General features: G+C 34.4%; 10 protein-coding genes and 1 pseudogene. 2 read left to right on the top strand and 9 right to left on the bottom strand.

What is annotated here, in order from left to right; all coding sequences use genetic code 11:
- Window positions 1–18: 18 nt before the first annotated feature.
- Window positions 19–2,553, bottom strand: a complete 2,535-nt coding sequence (locus LpgJCM5343_RS03115; protein WP_101890532.1) for a M1 family metallopeptidase — start codon at window positions 2,551–2,553, stop codon at window positions 19–21.
- A 194-nt stretch (window positions 2,554–2,747) separates the two neighbouring features.
- Between LpgJCM5343_RS03115 and LpgJCM5343_RS09525 the strand changes: the two genes are divergently transcribed.
- Together LpgJCM5343_RS09525 and LpgJCM5343_RS03100 are read left to right on the top strand one after the other, a co-directional pair.
- Window positions 2,748–3,656 carry a hypothetical protein gene (locus LpgJCM5343_RS09525; protein ID WP_174705295.1) on the top strand — a complete coding sequence of 303 codons (909 nt, stop codon included), beginning with the start codon at window positions 2,748–2,750 and terminating at the stop codon, window positions 3,654–3,656.
- A 122-nt stretch (window positions 3,657–3,778) separates the two neighbouring features.
- Window positions 3,779–6,163, top strand: coding sequence for a Xaa-Pro dipeptidyl-peptidase (locus tag LpgJCM5343_RS03100; protein WP_101890531.1), 2,385 nt, complete (start codon window positions 3,779–3,781; stop codon window positions 6,161–6,163).
- A 129-nt stretch (window positions 6,164–6,292) separates the two neighbouring features.
- Here LpgJCM5343_RS03100 and LpgJCM5343_RS03095 read toward each other — a convergent pair whose 3' ends face one another.
- The 8 genes and pseudogenes from LpgJCM5343_RS03095 to galU all read right to left on the bottom strand — a co-directional run bounded on the left by LpgJCM5343_RS03095 (window position 6,293) and on the right by galU (window position 14,364).
- Window positions 6,293–7,567: a sensor histidine kinase gene (locus tag LpgJCM5343_RS03095; protein WP_039157071.1), complete on the bottom strand. Its 1,275-nt coding sequence runs from the start codon at window positions 7,565–7,567 to the stop codon at window positions 6,293–6,295.
- A gap of 9 nt (window positions 7,568–7,576) precedes the next feature.
- Complete coding sequence (locus tag LpgJCM5343_RS03090; RefSeq protein WP_101890530.1) at window positions 7,577–8,242, bottom strand: response regulator transcription factor; 666 nt, start codon at window positions 8,240–8,242, stop codon at window positions 7,577–7,579.
- A gap of 4 nt (window positions 8,243–8,246) precedes the next feature.
- On the bottom strand, window positions 8,247–8,858 hold the full coding sequence (locus LpgJCM5343_RS03085) for a GTP pyrophosphokinase (RefSeq protein WP_101890529.1): 612 nt from the start codon (window positions 8,856–8,858) through the stop codon (window positions 8,247–8,249).
- Window positions 8,859–9,451: 593 nt separating this feature from the next.
- Complete coding sequence (locus LpgJCM5343_RS03075) at window positions 9,452–9,862, bottom strand: OsmC family protein (RefSeq protein ID WP_003649171.1); 411 nt, start codon at window positions 9,860–9,862, stop codon at window positions 9,452–9,454.
- 13 nt (window positions 9,863–9,875) lie between these two features.
- A complete protein-coding gene (locus LpgJCM5343_RS03070; RefSeq protein WP_077959118.1) occupies window positions 9,876–11,423 on the bottom strand; it encodes an ABC transporter permease/substrate-binding protein in 1,548 nt (515 codons plus the stop codon).
- Entirely contained in the window at window positions 11,416–12,378 is a 963-nt protein-coding gene (locus tag LpgJCM5343_RS03065) for an ABC transporter ATP-binding protein (RefSeq protein WP_003649173.1), read from the bottom strand. The genes LpgJCM5343_RS03070 and LpgJCM5343_RS03065 overlap by 8 nt, the downstream gene beginning before the upstream one ends.
- A 124-nt stretch (window positions 12,379–12,502) precedes the next feature.
- Window positions 12,503–13,336 (bottom strand): annotated as a pseudogene (locus LpgJCM5343_RS03060) (Rpn family recombination-promoting nuclease/putative transposase).
- 119 nt (window positions 13,337–13,455) lie between these two features.
- The gene (galU, locus tag LpgJCM5343_RS03055; RefSeq protein WP_003649175.1) at window positions 13,456–14,364 is read right to left on the bottom strand and encodes a UTP--glucose-1-phosphate uridylyltransferase GalU; all 909 of its coding nucleotides are present in this window, start codon (window positions 14,362–14,364) and stop codon (window positions 13,456–13,458) included.
- Window positions 14,365–14,384: the final 20 nt, after the last annotated feature.

Raw genomic sequence — 14,384 nt, 5'->3', positions numbered from 1 at the left:
TTTATTTAATCTTTATTTTTAAGCAACTGCTTTAGCAATTGCAGCATTAACAGCAGCTTGTTCTTTCTTAACTAAGTTGACCTTAGTTTCGATTACTTTAGTATCCATCTTAATCTCACGAGTTAATCCTGGAGTATTGATCTTTGGTTCAAAGAAGTCTTTGAATTGTTTCAATCTTTCTTCAGTATGGAAAATATTTGCTGTCACAGTAATGAAAGTAGCAAATTCCATATCACCACCAACAGTTGCTTCAAGCCATGGCCACTCTAATCTAATCCAATTCCAAGCTTGTTCTTGACCAAATGGGTTAGCTAAAACATTGCGGTACCAAGCACGTAGGTCTTGTGGTTTAACAACTTGTGCATTTTCAAAATCATCAACAATTGCGTCAATAATTTCAGGCATTTTAGTCGAAGTAATACCAGCACATAAGTCTTGTTTGAGACTAGCGTCAGAAGTTTCTTGGTACTTCTTAAGCAACTTATCAAACAAGGTCATATTACCAAAGTTTTTAACTTCGTTAACTAAAACAGCACTTCTGATATCAGCTGAAATACCCTCTAAGTTATCGGAGTTTTCTGAATAAATAGCGTGAAGACCATTAATTGTATCATCATTATCTGCGTATAGAGAAGCTGCCACAACATATGGTCTGGTTAAGTTATCATCATTAGATTCACCAGCTTTTGGAAGCAAACCTAAACGCTTAACTTGTTTTTCAGAAAGTAAATTATAAAGCTTCTTTAATTGTTTTTCTTCATCTGAACCTGGGGTTACAAAATTACGTAACGTAGACATAATTCTGTATAAAGCATTATTAACAATTGGTGAAGTAGAATCAGCAAATTTAGGAAGAAGTGGAACAATATCTGCATAAGACATTTGACCACCTTCTGCTAATAATCTAAAGTCTTGCAATAATTGCAATTTATCAACTGCATCTAATTCATCGATATGACTTAGGATATCATCAAGCAATGTTTGATCATATTTAACAATAAAGTCTGAATTATTGCCTACATTTAAGCGGAATGGCACACCATTATTAGCAAGCAAATCATTGTAGTCTCCAACAACTAGTTCTTCATCTTTCATAATCTTAGGAACAGCAGTATAGTTAGAATTCAAAGGAATTTGCCACTTACGGCCAACTTCTTTACCTTCACCAATAAAGAATTGTTTTTGAGTTAAGACTAACTTGCCATCTTCAACTTTGGCATTAACGACTGGATAACCTGGTTGCTCTAACCAAGAATGCATAATTGCACCAATATCTAAGCCACTTGCTTTACCAAGTGCATTCCATAAATCGTCACCTGTGGCATTACTATATTTATGAACTGCAAAGTAATTCTTCAATCCTTCACGAAGTGCTTTATCACCTAATAAAGCACGTACCATGACTAACATTCTTGAACCCTTAGCATAGACAATAGCTGAATCAAACAAAGCATCAATTTCAGCTGGGTCATTTACCATAACGTGAACTGATTGCACACCATCAGTAGCATCCCTTTGAAGAGCGGCAGGAACTTCAGAAGTTTGGAACATTTCCCAAATCTTCCAATTTGGCTCTAAGGCATCAATTGCTACATATTCCATCATGTTAGCAAAGCTTTCGTTAAGCCATAAGTTGTCCCACCACTTCATAGTTACTAAATCACCGAACCATTGGTGAGCTAATTCGTGAGCAATAACAGTTGCAACTAATTGCTTCATATCTAATGAAGTATTATCAGGGTCAAGCAATAAATATGCTTCACGGTAAGTTACACAGCCCCAATTTTCCATTGCACCTGCTGAAAAGTCAGGAAGTGCTACTTGGTATGAATGCTCTAATGGATATGGAGTTTCATAGAAATCTTCATAAAATTCAATTGAACGCTTAGCAATATCCAAAGCGAAATCTAATTCTTTTGCTTTATGTGCCTTTGTTGCAAATACACCAATTTCAACACCAGACTTAGTCTTAGTCAATTTCTTTTGCATATCGCCAAAGACAAAGGCAACTAAATAGCTAGACATACGTACAGTTGGCTTAAAGTAGTGAACCCCATCTTTAAATTTCTCTTCTGGTTGGTTAGAAATAATTGTTTCACCAGGCTTCTCATCAAACTTAATTGCAAGTGCAAAAGTAGCTTTAGCTTCTGGTTCGTCAACACATGGGAAGGCTTGACGAGCAAAAGTAGTTTCAAATTGAGTACCAACTAATTGCTTCTTTTCGCCATCCACTTCATAGTAAGAAGGATAAATACCCATCATTGAATCAGTTAACTTGCCTTCAAAGTCAACCTCAATTTTCATCTTACCAACTTTGCCAGCCTTAATATTAACGACTTCTTCTTTATCGTTATAATCAAAATCAGCTTTCTTTTGATCTACTCTAACTGAGGTAATCTTTAAGTACTTTTGATTTAATTTAACTAATTCTTCTTGAGCATCCCCAACTACAATAGTTTTACCGTGGAAGCTCTTTTTTTCACGGCTAATATCTAAATAGATATCATAATGATCTGGGTGAAAAGTTTCATAAAAACGTTTAACTTCTGCCATATTTTGACCTCCAATATTTATAGCTTCTCAAATATTTATTATAAGAAATAAAAATCTTACTTACCAGTTTTTGAATTAAAAATAATTTAGTTATATTCATTAAAATCTAAAAAATATCTTTAAATCTTAATTTGTTTTTTTTCTTCTTATTTAGTTAAAATATAAATAACGCATTTTATTTATTGGGTAATTTTATGAAAAAGAAAGTAAAAATATTTATCTTAGTTTGTCTTCTATTCTTTGGTGTAAGCGTCACTACGACTAATACCAATTTTTCTCAACCAGCCTTTGCTTCCATGGGATCAACCGGTGGTGGTCACAGTACTGGTGGCTCTTCAGGCGGAGGAACTAGTTACACTTCATCTGATAGTAGCGATAGTAACAATTCTTCTATTGGCGGTATAGTAGGTGGCTTCGCCATTTTAGTACTTATCTTTTTCAGTTCTTATATTATTGCTGCTCTTTTTGATTTCATATTTAAAGTACGGCTACGTTTTGAATATGATTCTAATCACCTCATTAAGAACTCTGGCGATAATAATTATAAACTTTTCTATCCTAACCAAAGATTCGATAAATACCAAAAACTATTGCATCGTCTCCATATCAAATTCACTAAGCCAGATTCTAAAGATGACTTCACGGCTTATAAAGAAGTCTATATTCAAGCACAGTTCCTATATAGTCAGTTGTTAAGAGAGAAGTATGTTAACTCAAAGTACCAAGTTAAAAGTCTAAAGCAGTATCTTGATCGAAATTACTACAAGGCAATGGTTAAAGAAATTGAACTTAAGAGAAACGCCGGAACAGTTGATGAAACAGTCATCGATTCTGTAATTTTTGAAGAAGTAGCTCATCTAGATAAAAGTTTGCTCCTTGCTAAATTAACTGTATTGGGCAAAGATAAAGAAATTCAATTTAATCAAGACTTTGATGCTAGTTTTAGTAGAAATAAATGGACGGATTATGTCCTCTTCGGTCTAGAAGATAATCGAAATCCAAAAATCATTAACTTAGTTTACGGTGAACACTTCCATCTTAATGGTGAAGATTTCAATGATTATCAATCTGGTAATGAATACACTGAGAACAAAATTAATTAAAACTAACCTCTTAATTTCAACAAAAATGTCGCAAAATTTGCGGCATTTTTATTTCTTCTTTTATTGAGGTAAAACTAGTAAAATTATGAGTAAGAGATTATATAAAAGGGAGCGTATATTTAATGAAATACAATCAATATGGTTATCTTCAAACTGATTTTGACCAAATGATCAAAGAATTAGAATCCATCAATTTCTTGCCTGATAATTGGAAAGAAAACAGCTTTTCTGATCTTTTAGCTACTTTAGTTGAGAATTCAGTTGCGGAAGCAAAAACTTATGGCGCAAAAGAAGCTAAGCTGGCAGAATTCGCAGTTAGTGAAAATGAAAATTTAAAAGACTTTTTAGCTAAAGAGCCTGCTACAATTTCACGTAATAGTTTCTATAATATTGCTTTGCAATTGCTAGGATATCACGTGGGATATGACTATGATTTAAAAGATCCCCTAGCTCGCATGAAGGCTAATGCCCTTCCATATACCGAAAAAGAAGAGATTGATCGTGATGAATTAATTAAGGTCTTCTATCGTTTACTTAATACTCGTGCCAGAAACGGTCAAACCTTCATTGATAATATGGCTGGTAAGGGCTATTTCACTCAATTTTACGGTAATAATAAGTTTATGTACTTTAATGGAAAATCTTTACCTGTTTTTGATATGAGTAAGGTAATTCGTGAAGTTGTTTATGTTGAAAGTGATCTTGATACTGATGAAGATGGTAAACCTGATTTACTTCAAGTAACAGTTTTTCGCCCATATCAATCAAACAACTTTAAGTTTCCTGCACTCTACACTGCTGATCCTTACTTTGGTGGCATCATTGCTAATGAAAAGCGTAACCACAATGTTGACGTCAACTTAGAAGATGCAACTAAGAGTACTTATCCTAAATATGAAGCAATGCCAACTGCTCAAGCTAAAAAGCCAGCTAGTGAAGATCAAGCAGCAACAGAAGAGGCAGTTCATAAAGCTGCCTACTCTTTAAATGAATACTTGCTTGCACGTGGATTTGCTAATGTCTACGCAGGTGCAATTGGAACTCGTGGTTCAGATGGTTTAAGAATTACGGGAGCTCCAGAAGAAACTGAATCTGCTAAAGAAATTATTGAATGGCTTCATGGCGATAGAATTGCTTATACTGACCGTACGAGAAAGCATGAAACTAAAGCTTCTTGGTGTAATGGCAATATCGGAATGACTGGTCGTTCATACTTAGGAACACTTCAAATTGCCATTGCCACTACTGGGGTAGCTGGGCTTAAAACTGTAGTTTCAGAAGCTGCCATTTCTTCTTGGTATGATTACTATCGTGAACATGGATTAGTAATTGCTCCAGAAGCTTGCCAAGGCGAAGATTTAGACATGCTTGCTGAAACTTGTCAGTCTAACCTTTGGGATGCAGGCGACTATTTAAAGATCAAGCCTAAATTTGATGCTATGCAAAAACGTCTTTTAGAAAAGTCAGACCGTGAAACTGGTCAATATTCTGATTTCTGGGAAGCTAGAAATTATCGTCATCACACTGATAACATCAAGTGTTCTTGGATCTCTGTTCATGGTTTAAACGACTGGAATGTAAAGCCAAAGAATGTTTACAAGATTTGGCAAAAAGTTTCTAAATTGCCAATTGCTCACAAACTTTTCTTGCACCAAGGTCCGCACTACAACATGAACAACTTACTTTCAATCGACTTCTCAGACTTAATGAATTTGTGGTTCTGTCATGAATTATTAGGCATTAAGAATAATGCTTACAAGCAATGGGAAGATGTTATGATCCAAGATAATTTGCAACCAGATATCTGGCATGAAGAACCAACTTGGAACAACGAACTAGGTAAAAAAGAAATTTACTTCCCTGATAAAAAAGGTAAGCTCTTAAAAGATGGCGGCGAAGACAATGATAAACTTTCATTTACCGACCAAGGCGGTAAAGTCTTCAAAGAAGCTAAAATTTCCGAAGGTAAATGGCAATATGACTTTATCTCTGGTAAAGAAAAGTGGCTTGATCAACAATTACGCTTTGTAACTGACGAGTTCATTCATCCTGTAACTTTAGTCGGTCGTCCTAAGATTAAGATGAGCCTTGCTACTTCTCTTCCAAAAGGACAAATTTCAGTAGCTTTGGTTGATTTAGGATCAAGAAAACGTCTTACTCCAATTCCTAAGTCTTTTAACGATCAAATTCAGGAATTAGGTTACCGTTTCGGAACTGAAGTAATGAAAGAATTTGTTCCTGATAAAGAAACAAAGGCTAAGTTGATTACTAAGGGGCATATGAACGTCCAAAACTACGCTGATATGAAACACGCTGAAAAGATTGAAGCAGGTAAATTCTATGACTTGGAGTTTGAATTGCAACCTACTTTCTATCGCTTACCAGCTGGTGCAAGGTTAGGTTTGATTATCTATTCAACCGATCAGGGGATGACTAAGCGCCCACTTGAAGATGAGACTTATACAATTGACTTAGATAAGACTCAATTGATCTTTCATGAAATGTAAGAAACGGAGATGTTTTAGATGGAAACTTCAAGTTCGACTATGTATTGGATTCATTTTTAAGATGATAATAAAAAAAATATAATATATGCAAAAAAGCAGTTAGTCTTCAAAACTGAAAACTAACTGCTTTTATTTTGCTAATCTTAAAATCACTGTAAAAACAATCATCTCGTCTTTATGATTAACATGAATCTTACCATGGAAAGTTTGCACAATTTCTTGCGCCATTGCTAGTCCAATACCAAAACCAGATTTTTTTGAATTGTGAGATTCATCTTCACGATAAAATCTTTCAAAGAAGTGAGAATAATCTTTCCCCTTTCCTTCTTTATAAGTATTTGCAACCTTTAAAATTGCATTTGTACCAAGTCTGCCCTTAGTCAAACTTACCTTAACTTCACCATCTTTATCACAATATTTTCGTGCATTATCTAATAAAATATTAGTCAATTCACTTAAAATATTTCTTTCGGCCTTTACATACAAATCTGGCATAATTATCGCATTATATTTCAAATCATTCTTCTGCATGACCGACTTAAAGCTAGTAACATTCTTTTTAACAATTTCAGAAAAGTTAACCTTATTTAAAACTACTTCTCCAGTTTCACCGGTTCTAGCTAAAGCAATTAAACGATTAATTAACCGAGTTAAGCGATCAACCTGCTCTTTTGTACTTTTATTCCATTCTGAATTATTCCCCAGCATTTCTTCCATTTCAGTATTAGCCGAAATAATTGCTAAAGGCGTCTTTAATTCATGTCCTGCATTAGTAATAAATTCGCGCTGCTTATGATAAGTAGTAATTATTGGTCCAATTGCCTTTTTTGATACTAAGATTAGAATCAGTGCAAAAACAATTAAAGCAATTAATCCCAGCACCACTGAAACTCTAAATAAGAGAGAAAATCGATGATAGATCAGCGATTCGTTCAAATAGACAATAAACTGATTACCTTTTTGGTCCTTACCTACTCGATAAGCATATTGATTATTGCCAATACTGACTGATCCACTAGTTACTTTATCCTTAAAAACCTGCTTACTCGTATTAATAATTTTCTTTTGCGCTACATCGTACACGTTAGCGTCGTTTATTATTTTAGGTGTATTATTCTTAGTACTTGCAACCGTAAAATAGCGATACTGAAAAATAGCTTCTGGATTATACTCACCAGCTAAGAAATTTTTATTAATTGGATCTTTTTGATTACCAAAAACTGGTTTAGCGTTACGCGGTGTTAATTGACCTTGGTTATTGACTAAGGTTGTCAATACTCGATCGACTTCATTATGGCTCTGAGTGTAGCTAATTCCAAGTAATGTACCTAATGTAATAACTAAAACTACGAACAGCGCCGTAATCGACATTCCAATAAATTTCCAGCGAAATTTTTGAATCATTAATCTCACCTACCTAATTAATGAAAAACTACCGCCTTTTTCGCCTACAATCTGAACTGAACTTCGAATCGATTGTAGTTTTTGTCTTAAATAAGAAATATAAATCCAGACTACCTCTTCATTAGCATCGTCTTCATCTTTCCAAACATGCGCTAATAGGTCTGAAGTTGAAAATTCTTTACCTTCATTGAGCATCAAATAATTCAAAAGTTGCGTCTCTTTACTTCCTAAGCGAATTGAATTATGACTTACTAGCTCTTGCTCAGATACATTCAAGGCTAGATCGCCAACCTCAACCTCATTAGGAGTATATTGATCATCTCGTCTTTCTTTTGAACGTAAACGAGCGAGCAACTCTTTTAATGAAAATGGTTTAGTCAGATAATCATCTGCCCCGCTATCTAAACCAGTTACGCGATCATCAATTTCTGCTTTTGCAGTAAGCATTAATACATAGGTCTTGTCGCCACTTTTACGAATTTGCTTCAGCGCAGTAATGCCATCCATAATTGGCATCATGATATCTAAGATAATTACATCATATGAATTCTTTTTAGCAAGTTCTACCGCATCTCTGCCATTAAAAACAGCATCGACATCATAATTAACTCTTTTCATTGCTGCTACCAAAACACGAGATAACTGTTCTTCGTCCTCTGCCAGTAAAATTTTCATTAAGTTAGTCTTCCTCTCTAATCAAATGACGCAAGGTCTGCATACTTACATCGCAAGACGCCAATTCATCCGCAACTCTCTTCAACTCTTTACCGATCATTTCAGGATTCTTTATCTTATGCTTATACTTCATTTCATGCTCTAAACTTGCCCAAGTATCCATTGCAATTGTTCGAAGTTGTACTTCAACGTAGTAGTGTCCTGGAGTATTGCCCTCAATGTCTTTTTCAGGTCTTTCAACATCTAAAATCATGTGGTAAGAACGGTAACCGTTGGGCTTGGCATTGGTAATGTAGTCTTTTTGTTTAACAATTGCTACATCATCCCAGTCCTGAATCAAGTCAATACAAGTATAAATATCGTCAATGAAATTACAGACAACCCGAATTCCAACGCTGTCTCGAATTTTTTTCATTGCTGATTCTGGAGTTACTGGGAGCTCTTTTCGCTGACATTTTTCAATCATGCTTTCGGGTCTTTTTACTCGACCAATTAAGTGTTCATAAAGACTGTCCCCGGTTTGCTCTTGGTGAATTCTATTTTCTTTTCTAAAATATTCCAGCATTTGATTAAGTAGTTTATCTAAAACTGGGGCGTAGCCACCATAAATGTCCATATTAAACCTTCTTTATTGATTTACTAATATTATAGCAGTCAAAGATTTTTTAATAATCACACTTACACTATTTTAAAGAATTCTTGCTTTTCATTAGAAAATCTAAGAAAAATACCAGGTTCCAAATTAATAAGCAGATTGCAATACCTAATTCAGAACTTATTACCAACCATAAGTAAACTGCTCCCAACGAGAAAATAGTTATTAATGTGAGAAAATCACGAATGGCAAATTTGCACGTATTTTTGTTATATATTTGATTAATAGTTAAGGAAAAATAGTACAAACCTAGTGAGCCAATAAGTAAGAAAAATAGAAATGATTTATTTACATTTTTTATTTGTAAATAAAGCAAAGATACTGTCGATAATAAAATCGAAACTACAATTGCGATATGACTATACATCAGCACGAAGCCCTTACTAATTTGATGATGGTTGATTAACTTATCTGATAAAATTGCATAGCTCGCAAACATCAAAACTAAAGACAAAAACAAAAGTAGGACTATATCAATTAATTTATATCTTGCCCTATCTTTCCTAAAAAAGCAAAAATACTCTTAGTCCGAGTAACTAAGAGTATTTTATAAATTAATCTTCCAATTCTACATAAGTTTTAATGCTTTGAGAGACTGTTTGATAAACCGTTGAAACATGCAAGGTATGTGCTAAAAAGTCCTGCTTTTCTTCTTTAGACATGGAGCTATCAAAGGAAACTGTAATTAACATTTCACTGACAACTGATTTTCCATGGCCTAACTTAGTAGTAATCGCTTGATTTGTCACCTTGAAGTTCTTTACGTCTAGATGGTGGACGTTAGCAATCATCCCCGCAGAAATTGAGATACAGGAATTTACTGCACCAGCTAAATATTCTACTGGATTAGGAGCAACATTTTTACCGCTTGCTGATTCATCTACGATAAATTTATGTTTTTTGGTTCTATTTTCAATTTGCCAGGGAGTCCCAGTTAACTCACTTTTTACTGTATACTTTGTCATTCTTATCTCTTTTCTAAATTAATCCATGTTTTACCAAATAATCATGGGCTACTTCAGCTGGTTTTTCATGCTTAACATTAACCTGATAATTCATTTCCTGCATTTCTTGAGTTGTAATTTTACCAGCTAATTTATTTAATGCCTTTACAATTCGAGGATTTCTCTCTGCAAACTTTGCCTTCATTAACGGAGCACCTTGATAAGGCGGAAAGAATTTTTTATCATCATCAAGCATCACTAAGTTATACTTTTTAATCTCAGCATCAGTAGTGTATCCATCAACAATATTAGCTTGATTATTCGCAATAGCGTGATATCGAATGCTTGATTCAGTACTTTTAATTGAAGCAAAATCTAACTTGTAAATTTTCTTTAAACCAGGATATCCATCTTTTAAAGAAGTAAAGTCTGGATCAAAAGCCGCATGAACTTTTTTATTAACTCGATTTAAATCACTCATCTTTGTTAGATGGTTATCTTTCGCAAATTTTTGCGTTGTTGCTAAGGCATAGCCGTTTTGATAAGCCATTGGCTTTAAGTATTCCATGTCAAATTGTTTCTTTAAATCGCTTCTAGCCTCAACATAAACTTGATTTGGATCATTACCAGTCTTTTTGCCCGTTTTCACTAAAGTTTGTAAGACTGTTCCTGTAAATTCAGGATAAATATCAACCTTATCTGTTTGAAGTGCCTTGAACAAAAAAGTTGTTCCTCCAAAATTAGGTTTTAAGACTACCTTTGTATTTGGATCATTCTTCTCAATCAAATCCTTATACATATTAATTAAAATAGCAGGCTCAGAGCCCATTTTCCCGGCAATTGTAATTGTTTGCTTAGGTTCAGCGACATTCTTTGAAGTGCTGGTAAAGTGACTATATAAACTGCTTCCGCCCCAAATAAGCAAAATTCCAGCGATAATAATACTTCCCCACTTGAGTCGTTTGTTATTTTTAGCAATAAATTTTAAAACACCACTAAATACTAAGGCAAGTAGTGCAGATAAAATCGCACCCATTAAAACCTCAGTATTGTTATTTGAGTTAATACCGACATAAATGTAAGTACCTAGTCCGCCACCACCAATCAAGGCTGCAAGAGTTGCGGTACCAATAATCATTACTAAAGCAATTCTAACTCCGGCAAAAATCATTGGCATTGCCATTGGAATTTCTAATCGCTGCAGCTTTTTCCATTTAGTCAGACCAAAAGCAGTTGCTGCTTCTTCTAAGTTATCAGGAATATCTGTTAAACCTGAATAAGTATTCTGAAAAATTGGCATTATTGCATATAAAACTAAAGCAATGATTGCAGGCGTCGTACCAATTCCGACAAATGGTAGAAGCAAACCTAGAATTGCTAAACTTGGAATAGTTTGGATAATACCAGCAATTTGCAGTGTGAATTCAGCTGCCTTTTTATGTCCTTTTAAGATAAAAGCTAGCGGAATTGCAATGACCATTGCGATAAGAAGCGCAATCAATGAAATTTTAATATGAACAAGCGTTGTAGCCCAAATTTGATCATGTTCTGTTATCAGCATTTGCCACAAAGATTTAATCATTTCCAGCCACCCACTTTAAAAAGAAATTCCAAACGCGTTTTGGCTCAATTAGAAATTCGCCAAACTCCGTTTCCGCAATAAATAAACTATCAGGATGATTAGAACAATCCTTAATCAAATCTTGCACACTGTAGACATGATAGCGAACTAAAGTCTCTACCTTTGGATAAAATCTTGGATCTACTCCCAACTCGCTCTTGAGCAAGGTTTCTAGATCAAGTTTTTGATTAATTCGATTTCCGGCAAAAAACTCTCGAACAAACTTTGTTGCAGGATGACGTAAAATTTCTCTGGGCTTACCCACTTGTTCTAAGACGCCTTTATGTAAAACACCAATTGTATTGCCTAGCCGAATTGCTTCCTGCATGTCGTGGGTTACAAATATCACCGTCTTATTGAGCTGATCATGGAGATTAAGCAATAAATCTTGTAATTGCTTTCTCACTACTGGATCAAGTGCAGAAAAAGGCTCATCCATAAGAACTACCTCAGGATTTGCAGCTAGCGCACGAATAATACCTACTCTTTGTTGCTCACCACCAGAAAGCTCATTTGGCATCCGATCGCAATACAATTTTGGGTCTAAACCAACTGACTTTAGTAATTCTTCTTGTTTCTTGCGTCGCTCTTTTCGACTAACGCCTTCTTGCTCTAAGACAATGGTAATGTTCTCACCAACAGTCAAATTTGGAAACAAGCTGGCCGTCTGCAAAACGTAGCCTGTTTTTTCTCTTAATTTACGTAAATCGTAGTCTTTTATTGATTTATCATCTAACAATATCTCACCTTTTGTTGGTTCAATCAGTCTATTAAACATTTTTAGTAGCGTAGTCTTGCCGCTACCACTAGGTCCAACTAAGACGAAGATATCTCCTTTTTTCACTGTAAAAGAAACATCTTTTAGGATTTCTTGATCCTGATATTTCTTCGAAATATTTTTATATTCAATCATCATTTAATCCTTATAAAAAGTGTTACTTATATTTTCTCACTACTTACAAGAAGTTGGCAAAAAGATTACACTTTTTAACTAAAAAAATAAGAATTATGTTCTTTTTTACATAATTCTTGTTTTAATTTTATTTATTCTTTTTAATAAACTCTTGCAATTCTGATTTTGAAAAATTATCGCCATAATCTTCCATAAGCTGTTTTAAGATAAAATCATCGCTTGCTTTAAATTGCCGAGCCATTTTTATTAGTCTCTTGATTGAAGAAATTTGCTCTTTTTATTTTCCCTGTTCTTTTCCAAATTCTCTCTCATCATCTAGTCGCATCTGATAATCCATAAGTTCCTTTCTCCTTCCCGGATCAGTACCAAACTTTTTAACTTCTCGATTCAATTTTTCAATAAACTCATCTTTTGTACTTATTTTATCATGAATCAAGTCAAAAAAGCCTTGTAGACGCGGTGTAACCTCACCAATACTCCCACTCGCATTTAAGATAATTGCGTGTTGCTTAGTATCAAGCACCAATGGATTTTTTCGCTTCAACTGCTGAAAGGCAAATTCGTAGTATTTTTCATCTTGATCATATGGATCATTTGGCAAAATAAAAATCACATAAGTTTCTGGTAAATCTCGATACTTACCACCACTCATCAACAAATTCTGATCAATCATTGAAAAATAATATCGAATTCGTTGAGCAAGAAACTTATTCTGTAATACCTGTAGTTCAATGTCATATACTCTTCCTTCTTGATCATAAGCTAAAATATCCGGAATTGTCCCTCGCTTTTCAGGATGAAACTTCAATCTCTTCTGTGTTTCAAACTCAACTCGAGTAATATTCAATTCAGGCAAAATTGCCTGCAACAGTTTGCAGCAATTATCATCCTGTTCCATTACCCAGCTGAATACTGGATCATCAGTGATCTTAGCTACTAACTCGTTTTCATTTTTGCGCATAGGCATCTCCTTTTTTATGAAAAGTTTCTAATTACTATTACGCAAAAACGAAAAAAATTTTTTATCAAAAAAAGAAACTATCGATCGATAGTTTCTTTCTAAAATGTTAATAAAAATTATTATTTTTTCTTATTAGTCTTTTTATCTTCATTTTGTAATTTTTGGCCCATTGCAATGATGTACTTACGTAAATCATCTTTAATTTGTGGGTGAGATAAACCATATTCAATTGATGTTTCAAGGTAGCCTTCCTTGTTACCAACATCATGACGTTCGCCGTTAAATACGTGAGCAAATACTCGTTGAGTCTTGTTCATAGTATCAATAGCATCAGTTAATTGAATTTCACCACCACGACCAGGTTTTTGATGTGCTAAAATATCAAAAATTTCTGGAGTCAATAAGTAACGACCAATGATTGCGTAATCACTAGGTGCCTTATCAACATCTGGCTTTTCAACAAAGGCTTTAACGTTAATCAAACCTGGTTCAATTTCGTTATCTGGATCGATAACACCATACTTAGAAACTTCTTCGTGTGGTACAGGCATAACAGCAATAGTTGAAGCATGTGTTTTGTCATAGCGATCAATCAATTGCTTAGTTAATGGAACTTTATCGTCCATCAAATCGTCACCAAGCATAACAGCAAATGGTTCATCCCCAACGAAGCTGCGAGCTCTTAAAATCGCATCTCCTAAACCAGCTGGGTGTGGTTGACGAGTGTAGTAAAGGTTAACACCTAAATTAGTAATTGATTGAGTCAAGTGTAAAAGTTCAGTCTTACCCTTTTCTTCCAAATCTTGTTCTAGTTCTGGGTTAGCATCGAAGTGATCTTCAATTGAGCGCTTGTTCTTACCAGTAACAATCAAGATATCTTCAATTCCTGATTTTTTTGCTTCCTCTACGATAAATTGAATTGTTGGTTTATCAACAATTGGTACCATTTCCTTAGGCATAGCCTTAGTTGCAGGTAAAAATCTAGTTCCTAATCCAGCTGCTGGAATAACTGCTTTTCTTACTTTCATTTTATTCTCCTCACAAAAAT

Source organism: Lactobacillus paragasseri (genome assembly GCF_003584685.1).
Taxonomy (GTDB): Bacteria; Bacillota; Bacilli; order Lactobacillales; family Lactobacillaceae; genus Lactobacillus; species Lactobacillus paragasseri.
This window is presented reverse-complemented; position numbering and strand designations above follow the sequence as displayed.

Bases quoted from the DNA above. Each gene is read 5' to 3' on its own strand.
- LpgJCM5343_RS03115 (WP_101890532.1), bottom strand. From the start codon at position 2,553: ATGGCAGAAGTTAAACGTTTTTATGAAACTTTTCACCCAGATCATTAT.
- LpgJCM5343_RS09525 (WP_174705295.1), top strand. From the start codon at position 2,748: ATGAAAAAGAAAGTAAAAATATTTATCTTAGTTTGTCTTCTATTCTTT.
- LpgJCM5343_RS03100 (WP_101890531.1), top strand. From the start codon at position 3,779: ATGAAATACAATCAATATGGTTATCTTCAAACTGATTTTGACCAAATG.
- LpgJCM5343_RS03095 (WP_039157071.1), bottom strand. From the start codon at position 7,567: ATGATTCAAAAATTTCGCTGGAAATTTATTGGAATGTCGATTACGGCG.
- LpgJCM5343_RS03090 (WP_101890530.1), bottom strand. From the start codon at position 8,242: ATGAAAATTTTACTGGCAGAGGACGAAGAACAGTTATCTCGTGTTTTG.
- LpgJCM5343_RS03085 (WP_101890529.1), bottom strand. From the start codon at position 8,858: ATGGACATTTATGGTGGCTACGCCCCAGTTTTAGATAAACTACTTAAT.
- LpgJCM5343_RS03075 (WP_003649171.1), bottom strand. From the start codon at position 9,862: ATGACAAAGTATACAGTAAAAAGTGAGTTAACTGGGACTCCCTGGCAA.
- LpgJCM5343_RS03070 (WP_077959118.1), bottom strand. From the start codon at position 11,423: ATGATTAAATCTTTGTGGCAAATGCTGATAACAGAACATGATCAAATT.
- LpgJCM5343_RS03065 (WP_003649173.1), bottom strand. From the start codon at position 12,378: ATGATGATTGAATATAAAAATATTTCGAAGAAATATCAGGATCAAGAA.
- galU (WP_003649175.1), bottom strand. From the start codon at position 14,364: ATGAAAGTAAGAAAAGCAGTTATTCCAGCAGCTGGATTAGGAACTAGA.